The organism is Streptomyces yangpuensis, assembly GCF_001005295.1.
Lineage (GTDB): Bacteria > Actinomycetota > Actinomycetes > Streptomycetales > Streptomycetaceae > Streptomyces > Streptomyces yangpuensis.
In genome coordinates, this window is sequence record NZ_LBMK01000001.1 from 489605 (window position 1) to 506506 (window position 16902).

The following is a 16902-nucleotide window of genomic DNA, read 5'->3' on the forward strand; positions in this document are numbered from 1 at the left end:
CGAGCGTCCCGCACTGAGCCTGCCGCGTGAAGGGGGAGTGGCTCGATCGGCTCACCCTTCGGCGCGTCGGGTGCGGCGGGTGAGACGCGCGTGCAGGGAACGGGCGGAAGCGTCGGTGAGACACGCGATCTGATCGATGACCGCCCGCTTCCTGGCCCGGTCGTCCGGGGCGGCGTCGAAGATGGCCCGGAACTGCGGGTCCAGGCCCTCGGGGGCGCGGGCGCTGAGCGCCTCGGCCAGTTCGGCCAGGACGATGCGCTGGTCGGCGCGGATGCGCTCCTGCTCGTCGCGCTGCATGACGTACAGGTCGGCGACCGCCTTGAGGACCGCGCACTCGTTGCGCGCCGCGCGCGGGACCACCAGTTCGGCGCCGTACCGGGTGAGGCGGCCCGAGCCGTACGCCTCCCGGGTGGCTCCTTCGGCGGCCAGGCAGAAACGGCCGATCAGCTGGCTCGTGGCGTCCTTCAGACGGGCCTGGGCGACCGCGGAGCCGTCGTACCCGTGCGGCCACCACTCCTGCTCCATCAGCCGGTCGAGGGCGGCCCGCAGCTCCTCGGGGGAGGTGTCGGCGGGGACGTAGCGGCCGATGGCGACCTGCCAGATCGCCGCGCGCTCGGGCTCGGCGAACAGGAGGTTGGGGTCGAGGTGCCCGGCGTGCAGGCTGTCCTCGAAGTCGTGCACGGAGTACGCGACGTCGTCCGCCCAGTCCATGACCTGCGCCTCGAAGCACTTGCGGTCGGCGGGCGCACCGAGGCGCAGCCACTCGAAGACCGGCAGGTCGTCCTCGTACGCCCCGAACTTGACCGAGTCCGGGTCGGTCGGGTGGCCGCCGCGGGCCCACGGGTACTTGGTGGCGGCGTCGAGGCAGGCCCGGGTGAGGTTGAGGCCGACGCTGACGGGCTCCCCGCCCGCCGGGCCGGGCACGAACCGCTTGGGCTCCAGCCGGGTCAGCAGGCGCAGCGACTGGGCGTTGCCCTCGAAACCGCCGCAGTCCTTCGCGAACTCGTTGAGCGCCTCCTCGCCGTTGTGGCCGAAAGGCGGGTGGCCCATGTCGTGCGAGAGGCAGGCGGCCTCGACGAGGTCGGGGTCGCAGCCGAGCGCGGCGCCGAGCTCCCGTCCGACCTGGGCGCACTCCAGGGAGTGCGTGAGGCGGGTACGGGGGCTGGCGTCCCAGTCGTAGGAGCGCGTGCCGGGGGTGACCACCTGGGTCTTCCCGGCGAGGCGGCGCAGCGCGGCGGAGTGCAGGACACGGGCGCGGTCGCGCTGGAAGGCGGTGCGGCCGGGGCGTTTGTCGGGCTCGGCGGCCCAGCGTTCGGTGTCGGTGTGGCTGTAGGGCGAGCCTGGGGGGTCTGCGGGGGCGTGCGTGGTGCCTTCCATGACAAGACGGTAACCGCAACGACTGACAAACCGGGATCAGGCGGAGACGAGTTCCGGCCGGGTGCGGCGGGCGGGGCGGCGCAGGGCCTCGTCGTAGCGGTGCAGCAACAGCCGGGCCAGGGCCGGGTGGTCGCCCAGCGGGGCGGCCGCGAGGGCGGGCGAGGCCGCGGCGGTCTGGGCGGCGAACCGGCCGGGAGCGGCGAAGTACGAGGCCACTGCGATCCGGTGGTGGCCGCGGGCGGCGAGTGCCCGGACGGCCTCGGGGGCGGTGGGCGCGGCGGCCGAGGCGTAGCCGGGCACCACCGGGACATCGCCGAGGCGGCCGGAGAGCAGTGCGGCGGTGCGGCGGGTGTCGGCGGCCGACTCGGGGTCGCGGGAACCGGCGGCGGCGAGCACGACGGCGGTGCCGGCGGTCCAGCCGGCCTCCACGAGCCGTTCGTACAGGGCTTCGACGAGCAGCGGGTGCGGTCCCAGCGGGGCGGCGACGCGGGTCTCCAGGTGGGTGGCCCGGGCGGCGGCCTCGGGCAGGTCACGCTTGACGTGGTACCCGCGGCCGAGCAGCAGCGGGACGAGGACGGCGGCTCCGGACACCGCGCGCAGGGTGTCGTCGAGCAGCGGCTCGTTCAGCTCGATGTGGCCGAGCCGGACGTCGAGCCGCGGGCGGAGCTCGCGGACCCGTTCGAGGAGGGCGAGGGCGGTGTGCAGGGCGCGCGCGTCACGGCTGCCGTGGGCCACGGCGACGAGGGTGGGCTGCTGCATGGGAGGTCTCCGAGGGGGCGGGTGCGGGGCGGTCGCAGTCCGCTGAGCTGCGTGCCGAGCTGGGCGGTGATCCGGGCCAGCAGCTCGGCCGCGCTGCCGAACGGGAGGGAATGCAGGGAGGGCCGGGAAGGCAGGGAGAGGCTGTCGGGAGGGTGCACCGGCTCCGTCATGAACCGATCCTGCGGGGTGCAGATTGCGGGTGCGTTGCGCCGGGGTGACAGGTGTTTGCGAAGGGCTCACCCGTTCATTCGTGCGAGTGAAAGGGGGCGGCGGCGGAACTCCCGGGCCGGTGGTGATCGTCAATGTGTGCGAACGGTGTGTGCGGGAGGGGCGGTCATGAAGATCAAGGGCTGGTCGACGGCAAGGGCGCGGGCGACGGCGATGGCGACAGCGATGGCGACGGTCAGGGCGCGGGCGAGGGCGCGCGCGGGCGTGGCGGTGAGAGCGGTGGCGGACCGGCGGGCGGGGCGGCCGCGGCGGATGCGGGGAGTCCCGGGCAGACGGCTGACGGTGCAGGCCGTGATGGCGGGCTGTGTGCTGGCGCTGCTCCCGTCGGCGTGGACGCACGCGTCGGCCGCCGACCGGCTGCGGTCGACGGCCGACGCACCCGCCGCCGACGTGGCGGTGGTGTTCGGAGCCGGCCTGTGGCGGGGGCGGCCCACGCCCTACTTGGCCGACCGGCTCGACGCCGCCGCCGAGCTGTACCGCACCGGCAAGGTGCGGGTGGTGCTGGTCACCGGGGACAACAGCCGCAAGGAGTATGACGAGCCCGACGCGATGCGCACCTACCTGACCGGGAAGGGGGTGCCGGACGAGCGGATCGTCAGCGACTACGCGGGCTTCGACACCTGGGACTCCTGCGTGCGGGCCAAGGAGATCTTCGGGGTCGACCGGGCCGTGCTGGTCACCCAGGGCTTCCACATACGCCGGGCCGTCGCCCTCTGCCAGGCGGCGGGGCTGGACTCGTACGGTGTCGGGGTCGCCGACGTGCACGACGCCACCTGGCGCTACGGCCAGGCGCGCGAGTTCCTCGCGGCCGGCAAAGCCGCCGTGGACGCGGCCTTCAAGCCAGCCCCGCACTTCCTGGGGCCGAAGGAGCACGGGGTGTCGCGGGCCCTGGCGGCCCTGGCAGAGTGAACACCGCCGCATATGACACATCGTCATATGCGAGGTCGGCCGGTACGAGCCCTCCCGGCCCGCGGGTGCCTGATCCTCGGCGTCGTCCACGGCCGGATCATGTTCGTGGAGGTCCTGGACCGGCCCGAGCCGCGGCCGGTGCTGCGCGGCGCCCTCACCGGGGGCGGCGGGCCGCGCTGAGGTGGAGCACCCCGAGCCGTAACGCGGGACGGCGGCCCGTGTAACACCGCCGACGCATGCTGAACCGTATGCACACGCCGGGATCCACCACCGCCACGCACTGCCCCTACTGCGCGCTGCAGTGCGGGATGAACCTGCGCCCCGAGCCCGGCGGCGCGGCTGTGACGGTGGAGGAGCGCGCCGACTTCCCGGTCAACCGGGGCGCACTGTGCGGCAAGGGCCGTACCGCCCCCGCAGTGCTCTCCTCCCGGGTGCGTCTCACCGAGCCGCTCGTCCGCACCCACGCAGGGCGGCTCGAACCCGCCACCTGGGAGGAGGCCCTCGACGCCGTGGCCGCGGGCCTCGCCCGTACGGCCCGCGCGCACGGACCGGACGCGGTCGGCGTCTTCGGCGGCGGCGGGCTCACCAACGAGAAGGCGTACGCGCTCGGCAAGTTCGCCCGCGTCGCCCTGCGCACCTCGCAGATCGACTACAACGGACGCTTCTGCATGTCCTCGGCCGCCGCCGCGCACCAGCGGGCATTCGGGCTCGACCGCGGCCTGCCCTTCCCGCTGGAGGACATCCCCCGCACCGGCTGTGTGATCCTCGTCGGCTCGAACCTGGCCGAGACCATGCCGCCCGCCCTGCGCTACCTCACCGAGCTCAAGGCCAACGGCGGCACCCTCATCGTCATCGACCCGCGCCGCACGCGCACCGCCGAACAGGCCGACCTGCACCTGGCCCCGCGCCCCGGCACCGACCTCGCCCTCGCCCTCGGCCTGCTGCACCTCGTGGTCGCCGACGGCCGCACCGACGAGGAGTTCATCGCCGCCCGTACCACCGGCTGGGAAGAGGCCCGGGCCGCCGCCATGGCCCACTGGCCCGAGCTGGTGGAACGCATCACCGGCGTCCCGGTCCCGGCCCTGCGCGAGGCGGTCGGCCTCTTCTGCGCCCCTGACTCCGCGATGGTGCTGACCGCCCGCGGCCCCGAGCAGCAGTCCAAGGGCACCGACACCGTCGGCGCCTGGATCAACCTGTGCCTGGCCACCGGCCGGGCCGGCCGCCCGCTCTCCGGCTACGGGTGCCTCACCGGGCAGGGCAACGGCCAGGGCGGCCGCGAGCACGGCCAGAAGGCCGACCAGCTTCCCGGCTACCGCAAGCTCACCGACCCGGCCGCGCGGGCGCACGTCGCCGGGGTCTGGGGCGTCGACCCCGACAGCCTCCCCGGACCCGGCCGCAGCGCCTACGAACTCCTCGACGCCCTCGGCACCGACGTGAAGTCCCTCCTTCTGATGGGCTCCAACCCGGTCGTCTCGGCCCCCCGCGCCGCACACATCGAGGACCGGATCCGCTCACTGGACTTCCTCGCCGTCGCCGACGTCGTGCTCTCCGAGACGGCCGCCCTCGCGGACGTCGTCCTCCCCGTCACCCAGTGGGCGGAGGAGACCGGCACCACCACCAACCTGGAGGGCCGCGTCCTGCTGCGGCGCCGAGCCCTGACCCCGCCCCCGGGCGTCCGCAGCGACCTGGACGTCCTGCACGGGCTCGCCGCCCGCCTCGGCGTCGAGAAGGGCTTCCCCACCTCCCCCGAAGAGGTCTTCGACGAACTGCGCCGCGCCTCCGCCGGCGGCCCGGCGGACTACTCCGGCATCACCTACGACCGCATTGAGGCCGAACAGGGCGTCTTCTGGCCCTGCCCCGAGGGCTCCACGGGCACCGAACGCCTCTTCCTGGACCGCTTCGCCACCGACGACGGCCGGGCCCGCTTCGTCCCCGTCGCCCACCGTGACGCCGCCGAGGTCCCCGACGCGGAGTACCCGCTCCTGCTCACCACCGGCCGCGTGGTCGCCCAGTACCAGTCCGGCGCCCAGACCCGCCGGGTGGACGAGCTCAACGAGGCCGCACCCGGCCCGTTCGTGGAACTGCATCCCCGCCTCGCCGCCCGCATAGGCGCGGTCGACGGCAGCCCGCTGGCCGTCACCTCCCGTCGCGGGCGCGCCGTGGCCCCGGCCCGCATCACGGACGCCATCCGCGCGGACACGGTCTTCATGCCCTTCCACTGGCCGGGCGAGGGCCGGGCCAACACCCTGACCAATCCGGCCCTCGACCCCACCTCCCGCATGCCGGAGTTCAAGATCTGCGCGGTCCGCGTCGAGCCGGTCCAGGGTCCGGTCTGACCGGCGGGACGGGCCCGGGGGCGCCGCGGAGCAGCCCCCGGGACCGCCCGCCTACTTCGCCGGGAGCGGTTCCAGGACCACGCTGCCGGGCAGTGCCGCGGCCATGTCGTAGGCGTAGACCCCGGGCCGGACCCAGATGAACCAGTTGCCGGCGGCGACGATGGTGTGCCCGTACGCGCGGCGCCCCACCTCGATGCTGTCGCCGACCTCGTCCCTGCTGAAGCGGGCCGTGCTCAGCACGTCGATGTCGTTGTAGACCGTGGTTCCACGATGCTGCACCTCGCAGACGGCGTTCGACCCGTGCGGGAAGATGTTGCGCACCGTCACCTTGCAGTCGAAGCCGCCCTTCCCCAGGGCGGTGACCACGTCGTCGACCGAGGCGTACTCGGGGCCGGTCGGCACGTTGCTCGGCATCGGCGTCAGCGGAGGGCGCCCCCGGTCCCGGTCGACGAGACCGCACGCGCTCAGTGTCAGCAGCATCCCCAGCAGCAGGGGGACGCACTTCGGTGTGCGCATGCGTCAGTTGCTCCTCGGCGGTGTGGGCGCCGGGCCCGGGCTGGGGGAAGGAGTGCCCGGTTCGGCGGGACCGGTTCCCGTTCCGGTGTGCGGCCCGCCGCCCTCCTGGTAGATCGGGTCGACGGAGACGTGGTGTCCGGCCGGGGTCTGCGACTCCAGCTGCCGTACGGCGGTGGCTCGCTGCTCCTCGGTGAGGGCGTGCCAGGCCATGGCGTCGTCCAGGTGCGGTTCCAGCCTGTCCCAGTTCTCGCCCCGGGTCTTGATGTCGAAGGCCCGGTTGCCCGACTCGTCGCCGTACTGCTCGTTCAGCTCCCGTACCTCGGGGGTGTCCGCCGCGTACAGGGTGAAGAGCTGCTTGTCGGTCCTCGCCCCGTAGGGCTCTTCCTGCATGCGCCGGAGGTGGTAGGCGCTCATGCGGATGTTCTCGTCGGGGTTCTCCTCGATGTACTTGGTGAGCCGGGCGTCGTCGAGGTCCCCGAGGAAGGTGCCGTCCCGGAGGGTGAACGCCTCCCGGTTGTGCTCCATCACCTCCCGTGCGGTGTCCGGCTTCATGTGCGTGATGCCGAGGGACTTGTCGGGCTTGAGGGTCTGCTGCAGCGTCCAGTTGAAGATCCGTCCCGCCTGGGCCAGCGGACCGGTCAGGCCGGGGCTGAAGTTCTGGTACCACTGCTGCTCCTGCCACAGGATCGCCAGGAGCAGCTTGCGGCTGATGCCGGTCTCGGCCGCGGCCCGGTTCACCGCGGCGAACTGGGCCGGGGAGACGTTGATCGGGTGCAGTCCGTCCGTGCCGCCCGCCAGGGCCAGGGCGACGGCCAGCGGGGACCCGGGCGTCAGGGCCTCCTTGGCCAGCTTGGGGTCGGAGACGGCGGTCAGCCCCTCGATCGTGCGCAGGGCGCGCGCCGTGTCCACGTCGGCCTGGCCGGCCTTGCGCAGGGCTTCGGTGATGATGCCCTGCGCGTGGTTGACCGGTTCGAGGTGCTCGGTACTGCCCTGCGGCACCATGACGGGCTTCGACAGCTGGACCCGGCCGCTGTCGTCGACCTTCAGGTCACGGGCGCGGGCGTAGTCCAGGGCGCTGTTCAGGTCCCGCTGTGTCCCCGTGATCGCCTCGGCCAGGTCGTCGTAGACCTTGGCCATCGCGCGCAGGGCCAACGCGGACGTCTCGTAGTCGTCGGCGTGCTTCACGAACCGTTCCGTGGCGGCGCGTCCGGCCTCGCCGACCCAGCACCGGTCGACCGTCCGTGCGACGTCCTGGCGCGCGTACGAGGCGAGGCCGTCGCACTGCTTCGCCACGGCCACCGCGTCGTCGGCCGCGGTGCGCCACTTCTGCGGATCGGCCTGCTTCAGCTCGGATACGGAAACCATCAGGCGTCCTCCAGCACGCCGCCGGCCGCGCGCAGCCGGTCGGCTATCGCCTGGTCCTCGGCGTTGACGGCGTTCGTGCCCGTGGTCAGGGCGTCGGCCGCGTCGTCGACCAGGTCGGCGAGGTCCCTGAGCCGGCGCTGCCAGGCGGCCACGCAGTCGTTGCTGGCCGTCCCGGCCGCCCATCCGGCGTGGCTGCGGCCGACGGCCTCGGCGTCGTCGAGCGTGGACTTTCCCCGGGCCTCGGCGTTCGCCGTACGGATCCCGGACGCCTTGGAGCGCACGGGGCCGTGGACGAGGGCGAGGTCGGGGTCCCCCGTGGCAGGGGCCGGGGTCGCGGAGGGGCTCGCTGAGGGAGCCGGTGACGGCGACGGACCGGCCGAGGCCAGACGCAGGGCGGCGTCCCCCTTCGCCCGTGTCCATTCCGCTTCGAAATCGAACGTCATGTCCCCAGCCTTGCACACCACGATTCGCTGTGCGGTGACTGTTTTTGACAGAACATCAGCCGCATGCGCAGCGGTCCGGCAGCCGATCATCTCGGACATGCGTCCGATCCGCATCGGGGTTCCCGGCCGGGGGTAACCATCGGTCACGTACCGGACTCAGAAAGTGCTCGCACGCCCCTCGTGGCAGCCATGTGTCTTACCCCACACTGAATGCGGTGCCCCCGTCCTCGGAGCCCTGGAGGTCGCCCCCGTGCAGACCCGGACCCTGACCGTGAACGCGAGCGAGTCCTCGGAGGCCGAAGCCGTGGACGAAGAGCCCGAGGTACTGGAGCTGATCGAGCCGGTACCTGTGCAGCGCAGGCGGGACAGCGACGGGAGCGGGGGCGGAGCGGGACCCTCCGCCGACCTCTTCCGGCAGTACCTGCGGGAGATAGGCAGGATCCCGCTGCTCACCGCCGCCGAGGAAGTGGATCTGGCGCGGCGCGTCGAAGCCGGACTGTTCGCCGAGGAGAAGCTCGGCAACACCCCCGACCTCGACTCCCAGCTCGCCCTCGACCTCGACCGGCTCGTCGTCATGGGGCGCATGGCCAAACGCCGGCTCATCGAGTCGAACCTGCGGCTGGTCGTCTCCGTCGCCAAGCGGTACGTGGGCCGCGGGCTCACCATGCTCGACCTGGTCCAGGAGGGCAACCTCGGGCTGATCCGGGCCGTCGAGAAGTTCGACTACGCCCGCGGGTACAAGTTCTCCACCTACGCCACCTGGTGGATCCGGCAGGCGATGTCCCGCGCCCTCGCCGACCAGGCCCGCACCATCCGCGTGCCCGTCCACGTCGTCGAGCTGATCAACCGGGTCGTCCGCGTCCAGCGCCGCATGCTCCAGGAGCGCGGCTACGAGCCCACCGCCGAAGAGGTGGCCGTCCACCTGGAACTGACCCCCGAGCGGGTCCTGGAAGTGCTGCGTCTCGCCCAGGAGCCGGTCTCCCTGCACGCCCCCGTCGGCGAGGAGGAGGACGTCGCGCTCGGTGACCTCATCGAGGACGGGGACGCCACCTCCCCCGTGGAGTCGGCCGCCTTCTTCCTGCTGCGTGAGCACCTGGAAGCGGTCCTGTCGACCCTCGGTGAACGCGAGCGCAAGGTCGTGCAGTTGCGGTACGGGCTCGCGGACGGACGGCCGCGCACCCTGGAGGAGATCGGCCGCATCTTCGGCGTGACGCGCGAGCGGATCCGCCAGATCGAGTCCAAGACCCTCAACAAGCTGCGCGACCACGCCTTCGCCGACCAGCTGCGCGGCTACCTCGACTGACGCGGGCACCCGGCCGGAACGGGAAGGGCGCCCCGAAGGACGCCCCACCCGCTCATGGCCGGCTCAGTCGACCTCGGCGACCGCCTGGGCGAACTGCGCCGCGTACAGCCGGGCATAGGCCCCGCCCGACGCGAGCAGCTCCTCGTGCGTGCCCTGCTCCACGATCGAGCCGCTCTCCATCACCAGGATCAGGTCGGCGTCGCGGATCGTGGAGAGCCGGTGCGCGATCACGAAGGACGTACGGCCGTGCGCCAGACGCGCCATCGCCTTCTGGATCAGCACCTCGGTACGGGTGTCCACCGAGCTCGTCGCCTCGTCCAGGACCAGGATCACCGGGTCCGAAAGGAACGCCCGGGCGATGGTGATCAGCTGCTTCTCGCCCGCGCTGACACCCGCGCCCTCGTCGTCCAGCACCGTGTCGTAGCCGTCCGGCAGCGTCCGGATGAAGCGGTCCGCGTGCGCGGCCCGCGCCGCCTCCTCGATCTCGGCGCGCGTGACCTCGCGCGAAGCGCCGTAGGCGATGTTCTCCGCGATGGTCCCGCCGAACAGCCAGGTGTCCTGGAGCACCATGCCGATACCGCCGCGCAGTTCCTCGCGGGTCATCTTGGCGATGTCCACCCCGTCCAGGGCGATCTCCCCGCCCGTGACCTCGTAGAACCGCATCAGCAGGTTCACCAGGGTGGTCTTGCCGGCGCCCGTCGGGCCGACGATCGCGACCGTGTGGCCCGGCTCCACCGAGAGCGAGAGGTTCTCGATCAGCGGCCGGTCCGGCTCGTAGCGGAAGGCCACCTTGTCGAAGGTGACCTGGCCGCGCAGCTCCTGCGGACGCTCCGGCACATCGGCGTCACGCTCCTGCTCCGGGGCGTCCAGCAGCTCGTACACCCGCTCCGCCGAGGCGACACCGGACTGCACGAGGTTCGCCATCGACGCGACCTGCGTCAGCGGCATCGAGAACTGCCGCGAGTACTGGATAAAAGCCTGCACGTCACCGATCGACAGGGTGCCGGAGGCGACCCGGAGCCCGCCGACCACCGCGATCAGCACGTAGTTGATGTTCGAGATGAAGAACATCACCGGCTGCATGATGCCGCTGACCAGCTGCGCCTTGAACGAGGCCCGGTACAGCGCCTCGTTCTGCTCGGCGAAGAGCGCCGCGGACTCCTTCTGCCGGCCGAAGACCTTGACCAGGTTGTGCCCGGAGTACATCTCCTCGATGTGGGCGTTGAGCGTGCCGGTCGTCTTCCACTGCTCCACGAACTGCGGCTGCGACTTCTTGCCGATCTTCGCCGCGACGTAGACCGAGACCGGTACGGTCCCCACCGCGACCAGCGCCAGCAGCGGCGAGATCCAGAACATCATCGCCAGCACGCCGACGATGGTCAGCAGCGAGTTCAGCAGCTGCCCCATCGTCTGCTGGAGCGTCTGGCCGATGTTGTCGATGTCGTTCGTGGCCCGGCTCAGCACCTCGCCGCGCTTCTGCTGGTCGAAGTACGACAGCGGCAGCCGCGACAGCTTCGCCTGGAGCTCCTCGCGCATCCGGTACAGGGTGCCGTTCATGACGTGGTTCGACAGCCGGGTCGCGACCAGCATCAGCAGCCCCGCCAGGGTGAAGACCACCAGCGCCCAGACCGCCACGACCCCGACGGCACCGAAGTCGATGCCCTGGCCCGGGGTGAAGTCGGTGCCGGACAGCATGTCCGCCATGCCCTCGTCGCCGCGGGCGCGCATCCCGTCCAGCGCCTGCTGCTTGGTCACACCGGCCGGCATCTCCCGGCCGACGATCCCCGCGAAGACCAGGTCGGTCGCCTCGCCGAGGATCTTCGGTCCGACGACCGCGCAGGCGACGCTGCCGACGACGGCCAGGACCATGCCCCACAGCTTGGTCCGGTCCTGCGCGAGCCGGGCCAGCAGCCGCCTGCCCGATCCCCTGAAGTCCAGGGACCGCTGGGCCGGTCCCATCATCATCCGTCCTCCGGGCCCGCTCATGCGGCCTCCGCCTCCGTCAGCTGGGAGAGCACGATCTCCCGGTAGGTCTCGTTGCCGGCCATGAGCTCGTGGTGGCGTCCCTCACCCACGACCTGCCCCTCGTCCAGGACGATGATCCGGTCGGCGTCGCGGATCGTCGCGACCCGCTGGGCGACGATGACCACGGTCGCGTCCTCGGTCTCGCGGGCGAGCGCCGCGCGCAGCGCCGCGTCCGTCGCGTAGTCCAGGGCCGAGAAGGAGTCGTCGAAGAGATAGATCTCCGGGCGCTGGACCAGCGTGCGGGCGATGGCCAGACGCTGGCGCTGGCCGCCGGAGACGTTGGTGCCGCCCTGGGTGACGGGGGCCTGAAGGCCGCCCTCCAGTGCCGCGACGAACTCCCTGGCCTGGGCCACCTCCAGGGCCTGCCACAGCTCTTCGTCGCTGGCGTCCGGGCGCCCGTAGCGCAGGTTGGAGGCGACGGTGCCGGAGAACAGGTAGGGCTTCTGCGGCACCATGCCGACCGTCTTCGCCAGCAGTTCGGGGTCGATCCGGCGTACGTCCTCGCCGTCGACGAGCACCTCTCCGCCGGTCGCGTCGAACAGCCGGGGGACCAGCCCCAGGAGCGTGGACTTGCCGCTTCCGGTGGAGCCGATCACCGCCGTGGTCTCGCCGGGGCGGGCCAGCAGGTCCACGCCGCGCAGGACCGGGGCCTCGGCGCCCGGGTAGCGGAAGTCGGCGCCGCGCAGCTCCAGGACGCCGCGGCGGGTGAGTTCGCGCACCGGGTCGGCGGGCGGGACGACGCTGGACTCGGTGTCCAGCACCTCCTGGATGCGCTCGGCGCAGACCTCGGCCCGCGGCACCATCATGAACATGAAGGTGGCCATCATCACGGCCATGACGATCTGCATCAGGTAGGCCAGGAAGGCCGTCAGCTGGCCGATCTCCATGCCGCCGCTGTCGACGCGCATCGCGCCGAACCAGATCACGGCGACGCTGGAGATGTTCACGACCAGGATCACGGTCGGGAACATGAGCGCGAGGAGCCGGCCCGAGGCGAGCGAGACGCCGGTGAGGTCGGCGTTGGCCTCGCGGAAACGGTCCTTCTCGTAGTCGTCGCGGACGAAGGCGCGGATCACCCGGTTGCCGGTGATCTGCTCGCGCAGCACCCGGTTCACGGTGTCCAGGCGGTCCTGCATCCGGCGGAACAGCGGCCGCGTCCTGAAGACGATGGCGCCGACCGAGATCCCGAGCACGGGCACCACGGCCAGCAGGACGCCCGACAGCCGCACGTCCAGCGAGAGCGCCATGGCGATGCCGCCGACGCACATGATCGGCGCCGAGACCATCAGGGTGAAGGTCATCAGCACCAGCATCTGGACCTGCTGGACGTCGTTCGTCGTACGGGTGATCAGGGACGGGGCACCGAAATGGCCCAGCTCACGGGCGGAGAAGCTCTGCACCCGGTCGAAGACACCGGCCCGGATGTCGCGCCCGACGGCCGCGGCCGTGCGGGCGCCGTAGTAGACGGCTCCCACGTTGCAGACGAGCTGGACGAGCGAGACACCCAGCATCAGCGCGCCGAAGCGCAGGATGTAGCCGGTGTCGCCGTTGACGACACCGTTGTCGATGATGTCGGCGTTCAGGGTGGGCAGGTAGAGGCTGGCGCTGGTCTGCAGGAGTTGCAGCAGGACCAGCGCCGCGACGGGTTTCCGGTACGGACCCAGATGGGTCCGCAGAAGTCGTATGAGCACGCGCAGGCTCCGGTCGGCACGATCGAGGGGGTTCAACCCATCTTCGGCCAATCGGCCCGACGATCCCCACCGGATTTCGCAAAGGCCGGTCAAAAGGACCAGCCGCGCGGCGCGGGTCCTACGACCCCCGCGCCCGCCCGGATCCGGCGGCGCTCAGAACGCCCCGGGGTGGATCTGCTCCCGCGTCGCCGCGTACTGCTGGCGCACGCCCTGCCAGGCCGCGAAGTCCTCGCCCGGCTCGAAGACCTGGGCCGCGGGGGCCGGCCAGACCGGCGGGGTGTGCGGCGCCAGGGTGCCCTGCGCCACACCGAGGGCCCAGGCAGCCTGGCGGGCCGCGCCCAGCGCCGCGTAGTCCGCCGGCGCGGGCACGACGACCTGGGTCCCGAACAGCCCGGGGGCCGCGGCCTGCACGGCGGGCAGCTCGGCGGCCGCGCCCAGCAGGAACACCCGGCGGATCTCGACCCCGCGCGAACGCAGCACGTCGAGGGCGTCCACCAGCCCGCACAGCATGCCCTCGAAGGCCGCCCGGGCCAGGTGCTCGGGCTTCATCGAGTCCCGGCGCAGCCCGGTGAGGGTTCCGGCGGCGAGCGGCAGGTTCGGCGTCCGCTCACCCTCCAGGTACGGCAGGAGCACCAGGCCGTGCGCGCCCGGCGTGGACTTCAGCGCGAGCTCGGACAGCCCCCCCAGGTCGGTGCCGAGCAGCTCGGCGGTGCCGCGCAGGGCCCGGACGGCGTTGGAGGTGTTCACCACGGGCAGGTGCATGCCGCTGGCGTCGGCCAGCGAGGTGATCAGCCCGCCCGGCTCCGACAGTGCCTCGTGGTGCACCGCCATCACCGAACCGGAGGCACCGAGGGAGACCACCGCGTCGCCGTGGCCCAGCCCCAGGCCGAGGGCCGCGGCCATGGTCTCGCCGGTACCGGCGGAAATCAGCAGCCCCTCGGGCGTGGTCCCGGCTGCGTCGGCCGGGCCGAGGACCTCCGGCAGCAGGGCCCGGTGCCCGAGCGCCAGCTCCACCAGATCGGGCCGCCAGGCTCCGGCGGCCGCCGACCAGTAGCCGGTTCCCGAGGCGCCGCCGCGGTCGGTGGTACGCCGGGCCGGGCGGCCCAGCAGCTGCCAGACCAGCCAGTCGTGCGGCGACATCAGCACGGCCACCCGGCGGGCCGCCTCGGGCTCGGTGCGGGCCAGCCAGGCCAGCTTCGCGACGGGCTGCGCGGAGTGCGGGACCGAGCCCACCGCCTCGGCCCAGGCGTGCCGCCCGCCGAGTGCCTCGGTGAGGTCGACGGCCGCGACCTGGCCGCGCTTGTCGTTGCCGACGAGGGCCGGGCGCACCAGCGCGCCCTGCGGGTCCAGCGGCAGCAGGGCGTGCTGCTGCGCGGAGACACCGATGGCCTGGACGCCCTCCAGGATCCCGCCGCCGGCGGCCTCGCCGAGCGAGAGCAGCCAGGCCTGCGGGTCGGTGTCGTGAGGGCTGGCGCCGTCGGGTTCGCCCACGGGCTGCGGATGGGGTGCGTACCCCTGGCGCAGCACGGCGCCGGTCTCGGTGTCACAGACGACGATGCGTGTGAACGCGGAAGAGCTGTCCAGCCCGGCGACTATCCCCATGCGGAGAATTCTGCCGCACGCGGGGCCGGTCCTGACCGTCCCGGAGCCCCTGAAACCACATGGGTCCCAGGGGCTCCGGGTACGGCGGCCGGTGACGCATCAGGTGTTGCTGGTGCCCCAGTCGTCGTCGCCGACCCCGCCACCCGTACGGCCGCGCAGTCCGGGCACCCGCCGGGCGAGCGATTCCGGCACGGCGCCGCCGGCCCTCTCGCTCACCACGGCGAAGGCCTTCCCGGCGTACTCCCGGCCGGTGTGGCCGGCGCTCTCGGCGGCGTTGCGCACCGCCGGGTTCTGCGCGATCTGCCGGGCGGACTTCTTGAGCTGCTCGTAGCGCTCGCGCCCGGCCCGGCTTCCGAGCACGTACCCGAGGGCCAGTCCGACCACGAACGTGACCTTGTACCGCATGCCTGTCACCCTTCGTCGTGTGGTGCCCGGCCTGCTGCCGATACCGATTGGCGGAGCACCCCCCTGCTTGCGCTAATCTATGTCTCGCAACGGGCGCTCGCCCCCCGGCAAGGCCGGAGGTGGGCCGTTCGATGCAACGCAGCAATCCCCTGTAGCTCAATTGGCAGAGCAGCCGGCTGTTAACCGGCAGGTTACTGGTTCGAGTCCAGTCGGGGGAGCGCAGTCCCCTGTAGCTCAATTGGCAGAGCATTCGGCTGTTAACCGGAGGGTTGCTGGTTCGAGTCCAGCCGGGGGAGCAAGGAGAAGAGGACCCTACGGGGTCCTCTTCTGTCTTTGTCGCCCGTTCCGGGAACCGGGCAGGCCTCAGCGCGGTCTCTCTGAGCAGACGAAGCCGATCATGCGAGGCATCCGAAGCAGGAGATCGTATGAGCGGCTATGCTGCGGCAGACGGCGCGCACACGTGTACGCGCCACGCCGTGAAGGGGCGGTAGCTCAGCCGGTTAGAGCAGCGGACTCATAATCCGTCGGCCGTGGGTTCGAGTCCCACCCGCCCCACCGCAAGCCGCAGGTGCAGAAACGATTGCACCTGCGGCTTCGGCGTTTTCCGGGGAGCGCCCGGCTAGAAGTCCTCCGTTTCGTCCACGAGGTGGCGCAGGACGTCCGTCAGGTCCTGGCGGCGGGCGTAGGCCGTGCGCTGGCGGTGGGCGCCCGAGCCGTCACGCAGGAGCCCGGCGAGGGTCTTGGCGGCGTGGTCCAGGTCGCCGGCGGCGGCCAGTTCCGGGGCGACCAGGTCCAGCAGGGCCTCCGCGAGGTCGGCCGCCGGGAGTTCCGTGCCCGTGTACGGGTCGAGGCCGAAGCCCTCCAGGCCGTCGTGGGCGGCCCGCCAGCGCGCGAGGCGCAGTACGTCGTCCCGTACGGCCGGCTCCGGACGCTGTTCGGCGATCTCGCGGAGCGCCGTGGCCACCAGCGCGCGGGCCAGTTCGGCCTGGAGGACCGCCGAGTCGACGCCCGGGGACATGTCCGGTGCGCGGAACTCCAGCGTCGGCCAGTGCCCGGAGGGCCGGAGGTCCCAATAGACCATCTTGGTGTCCAGGGCCGCCCCGGAGCCGAGCAGGGTCTGCACGGAGCGTCGGAAGTGGGCCGTGGACGTGAAGTGCGGAGGCGGGCCCGCCGAGGGCCACCCGGACCAGGCCATCGCCCGCCAGCTGCAGTGACCGGTGTCGCGGCCGCCCCAGAACGGCGAGTTGGCGGCCAGCGCGATCAGCGTGGGCAGCCATGGTCTGATCCGGTTGGACACCGCCACCGCCGTGTCCACGTCGAGCGTGCCGATGTGGACGTGGCGGCCGCAGCTGACCAGGGTGTCGGTGAGCGCGCCGAAGCGGCGGTGCTGCTCGCGCTGGCGCGGCTCGTCATCCGTCAGGTGCAACGGCCCGTCGACCGCGACGACCGGCGAGGGCGCGGCCAGGAGCCGGCAGCCGTGGGCGCGGGCCGCCCGGCCGAGGGTGCGCCGCAGCGCGGCGAGCTCGGCGCGCAGCGAGGACGCCGAGTCGGCGACCGGGGTGGATATCTCCACCTGGTAGCGGGTGGCCTCGGGATGCATCTCGCCCGGCAGCCCGGCGGCCGTCGCCAGGACCAGCGGGGCGGCGGGGACCACCCGGAGGGTGCGGGCGTCGACGAGCAGGAACTCCTCCTCGACGCCGACGGTGAGGGGAACGGTGGGGCGCACCGTGTTCTGCGTCGTGCCGGTGCTCGTGGTGCTGTTGCCAGGATCGATCACTACGCCTCCCTGGACATACGCGTCTTTTCATCATGAGCTGAACACGAGGGGAGGAGCGCGCGGCGAATCAGTCAAATGTCCGGTGATAGTGGCGAGTTACCGGCAACGAGCCGCTCGCGCCGGGAGCCCGGAGCAGGATGGGGCCACTGTTGCCGGTGGGTGAAGC

At 72.4% G+C, this 16902-nt stretch carries 14 protein-coding genes and 3 tRNA genes; 7 read left to right on the forward strand and 10 right to left on the reverse strand.

Annotated features, from left to right (window positions below; all coding sequences use genetic code 11):
* Positions 1-51: 51 nt before the first annotated feature.
* Together AAT21_RS02125 and AAT21_RS02130 are read right to left on the reverse strand one after the other, a co-directional pair.
* Positions 52-1377 carry a deoxyguanosinetriphosphate triphosphohydrolase gene (locus AAT21_RS02125; RefSeq protein ID WP_046774983.1) on the reverse strand — a complete coding sequence of 442 codons (1326 nt, stop codon included), beginning with the start codon at positions 1375-1377 and terminating at the stop codon, positions 52-54.
* A 36-nt stretch (positions 1378-1413) separates the two neighbouring features.
* Positions 1414-2136, reverse strand: coding sequence for a sirohydrochlorin chelatase (locus tag AAT21_RS02130; protein WP_046774984.1), 723 nt, complete (start codon positions 2134-2136; stop codon positions 1414-1416).
* A gap of 480 nt (positions 2137-2616) precedes the next feature.
* Between AAT21_RS02130 and AAT21_RS02135 the strand changes: the two genes are divergently transcribed.
* From AAT21_RS02135 to AAT21_RS02140, 3 genes are all read left to right on the forward strand, one after another.
* Positions 2617-3273, forward strand: coding sequence for a SanA/YdcF family protein (locus tag AAT21_RS02135; protein WP_107081175.1), 657 nt, complete (start codon positions 2617-2619; stop codon positions 3271-3273).
* 27 nt (positions 3274-3300) lie between these two features.
* Positions 3301-3453 carry a hypothetical protein gene (locus tag AAT21_RS37310; protein ID WP_157879608.1) on the forward strand — a complete coding sequence of 51 codons (153 nt, stop codon included), beginning with the start codon at positions 3301-3303 and terminating at the stop codon, positions 3451-3453.
* Between the two features lie 68 nt (positions 3454-3521).
* A complete protein-coding gene (locus AAT21_RS02140; RefSeq protein WP_046775526.1) occupies positions 3522-5609 on the forward strand; it encodes a molybdopterin oxidoreductase family protein in 2088 nt (695 codons plus the stop codon).
* 51 nt (positions 5610-5660) lie between these two features.
* Here AAT21_RS02140 and AAT21_RS02145 read toward each other — a convergent pair whose 3' ends face one another.
* From AAT21_RS02145 to AAT21_RS02155, 3 genes are read right to left on the reverse strand one after another with little or no spacing between them, the layout of a single operon-like run.
* Positions 5661-6125 carry a hypothetical protein gene (locus AAT21_RS02145; protein WP_030841074.1) on the reverse strand — a complete coding sequence of 155 codons (465 nt, stop codon included), beginning with the start codon at positions 6123-6125 and terminating at the stop codon, positions 5661-5663.
* A 3-nt stretch (positions 6126-6128) separates the two neighbouring features.
* Positions 6129-7490 carry a hypothetical protein gene (locus AAT21_RS02150; RefSeq protein WP_046774986.1) on the reverse strand — a complete coding sequence of 454 codons (1362 nt, stop codon included), beginning with the start codon at positions 7488-7490 and terminating at the stop codon, positions 6129-6131.
* The gene (locus AAT21_RS02155; RefSeq protein ID WP_046774987.1) at positions 7490-7933 is read right to left on the reverse strand and encodes a hypothetical protein; all 444 of its coding nucleotides are present in this window, start codon (positions 7931-7933) and stop codon (positions 7490-7492) included. The genes AAT21_RS02150 and AAT21_RS02155 overlap by 1 nt, the downstream gene beginning before the upstream one ends.
* A 250-nt stretch (positions 7934-8183) precedes the next feature.
* Between AAT21_RS02155 and AAT21_RS02160 the strand changes: the two genes are divergently transcribed.
* Positions 8184-9236 (forward strand): RNA polymerase sigma factor, encoded by a 1053-nt coding sequence (locus AAT21_RS02160; protein WP_046774988.1) that lies wholly within the window; start codon positions 8184-8186, stop codon positions 9234-9236.
* Positions 9237-9299: 63 nt separating this feature from the next.
* On the opposite strand, the gene AAT21_RS02165 is transcribed toward AAT21_RS02160, so the two are convergent.
* From AAT21_RS02165 to AAT21_RS02180, 4 genes are all read right to left on the reverse strand, one after another.
* Positions 9300-11222: an ABC transporter ATP-binding protein gene (locus AAT21_RS02165; protein ID WP_046774989.1), complete on the reverse strand. Its 1923-nt coding sequence runs from the start codon at positions 11220-11222 to the stop codon at positions 9300-9302.
* Entirely contained in the window at positions 11219-12952 is a 1734-nt protein-coding gene (locus AAT21_RS02170; RefSeq protein ID WP_046774990.1) for an ABC transporter ATP-binding protein, read from the reverse strand. Before AAT21_RS02170 ends, AAT21_RS02165 begins: the two co-directional genes overlap by 4 nt.
* Before the next feature lie 153 nt (positions 12953-13105).
* Positions 13106-14554, reverse strand: coding sequence for an FGGY family carbohydrate kinase (locus AAT21_RS02175; protein ID WP_046774991.1), 1449 nt, complete (start codon positions 14552-14554; stop codon positions 13106-13108).
* 99 nt (positions 14555-14653) lie between these two features.
* Positions 14654-14959: a hypothetical protein gene (locus tag AAT21_RS02180; protein ID WP_046774992.1), complete on the reverse strand. Its 306-nt coding sequence runs from the start codon at positions 14957-14959 to the stop codon at positions 14654-14656.
* 145 nt (positions 14960-15104) lie between these two features.
* Here AAT21_RS02180 and AAT21_RS02185 point away from each other — a divergent pair.
* The 3 genes from AAT21_RS02185 to AAT21_RS02195 all read left to right on the forward strand — a co-directional run bounded on the left by AAT21_RS02185 (position 15105) and on the right by AAT21_RS02195 (position 15514).
* Positions 15105-15177: transfer RNA gene (locus AAT21_RS02185), tRNA-Asn, on the forward strand.
* Between the two features lie 5 nt (positions 15178-15182).
* Positions 15183-15255, forward strand: a tRNA-Asn gene (locus tag AAT21_RS02190).
* Between the two features lie 185 nt (positions 15256-15440).
* Positions 15441-15514: transfer RNA gene (locus AAT21_RS02195), tRNA-Ile, on the forward strand.
* 64 nt (positions 15515-15578) lie between these two features.
* Here AAT21_RS02195 and AAT21_RS02200 read toward each other — a convergent pair.
* Positions 15579-16736 carry a carboxylate-amine ligase gene (locus AAT21_RS02200; protein WP_079025391.1) on the reverse strand — a complete coding sequence of 386 codons (1158 nt, stop codon included), beginning with the start codon at positions 16734-16736 and terminating at the stop codon, positions 15579-15581.
* Positions 16737-16902: the final 166 nt, after the last annotated feature.

What these genes read in the sequence shown, in the direction of transcription:
- AAT21_RS02125 (WP_046774983.1), bottom strand. Translation starts at nt 1,377, where the DNA reads ATGGAAGGCACCACGCACGCCCCCGCAGACCCCCCAGGCTCGCCCTAC.
- AAT21_RS02130 (WP_046774984.1), bottom strand. Translation starts at nt 2,136, where the DNA reads ATGCAGCAGCCCACCCTCGTCGCCGTGGCCCACGGCAGCCGTGACGCG.
- AAT21_RS02135 (WP_107081175.1), top strand. Translation starts at nt 2,617, where the DNA reads ATGCGGGGAGTCCCGGGCAGACGGCTGACGGTGCAGGCCGTGATGGCG.
- AAT21_RS37310 (WP_157879608.1), top strand. Translation starts at nt 3,301, where the DNA reads ATGCGAGGTCGGCCGGTACGAGCCCTCCCGGCCCGCGGGTGCCTGATC.
- AAT21_RS02140 (WP_046775526.1), top strand. Translation starts at nt 3,522, where the DNA reads ATGCACACGCCGGGATCCACCACCGCCACGCACTGCCCCTACTGCGCG.
- AAT21_RS02145 (WP_030841074.1), bottom strand. Translation starts at nt 6,125, where the DNA reads ATGCGCACACCGAAGTGCGTCCCCCTGCTGCTGGGGATGCTGCTGACA.
- AAT21_RS02150 (WP_046774986.1), bottom strand. Translation starts at nt 7,490, where the DNA reads ATGGTTTCCGTATCCGAGCTGAAGCAGGCCGATCCGCAGAAGTGGCGC.
- AAT21_RS02155 (WP_046774987.1), bottom strand. Translation starts at nt 7,933, where the DNA reads ATGACGTTCGATTTCGAAGCGGAATGGACACGGGCGAAGGGGGACGCC.
- AAT21_RS02165 (WP_046774989.1), bottom strand. Translation starts at nt 11,222, where the DNA reads ATGAGCGGGCCCGGAGGACGGATGATGATGGGACCGGCCCAGCGGTCC.
- AAT21_RS02175 (WP_046774991.1), bottom strand. Translation starts at nt 14,554, where the DNA reads ATGGGGATAGTCGCCGGGCTGGACAGCTCTTCCGCGTTCACACGCATC.
- AAT21_RS02180 (WP_046774992.1), bottom strand. Translation starts at nt 14,959, where the DNA reads ATGCGGTACAAGGTCACGTTCGTGGTCGGACTGGCCCTCGGGTACGTG.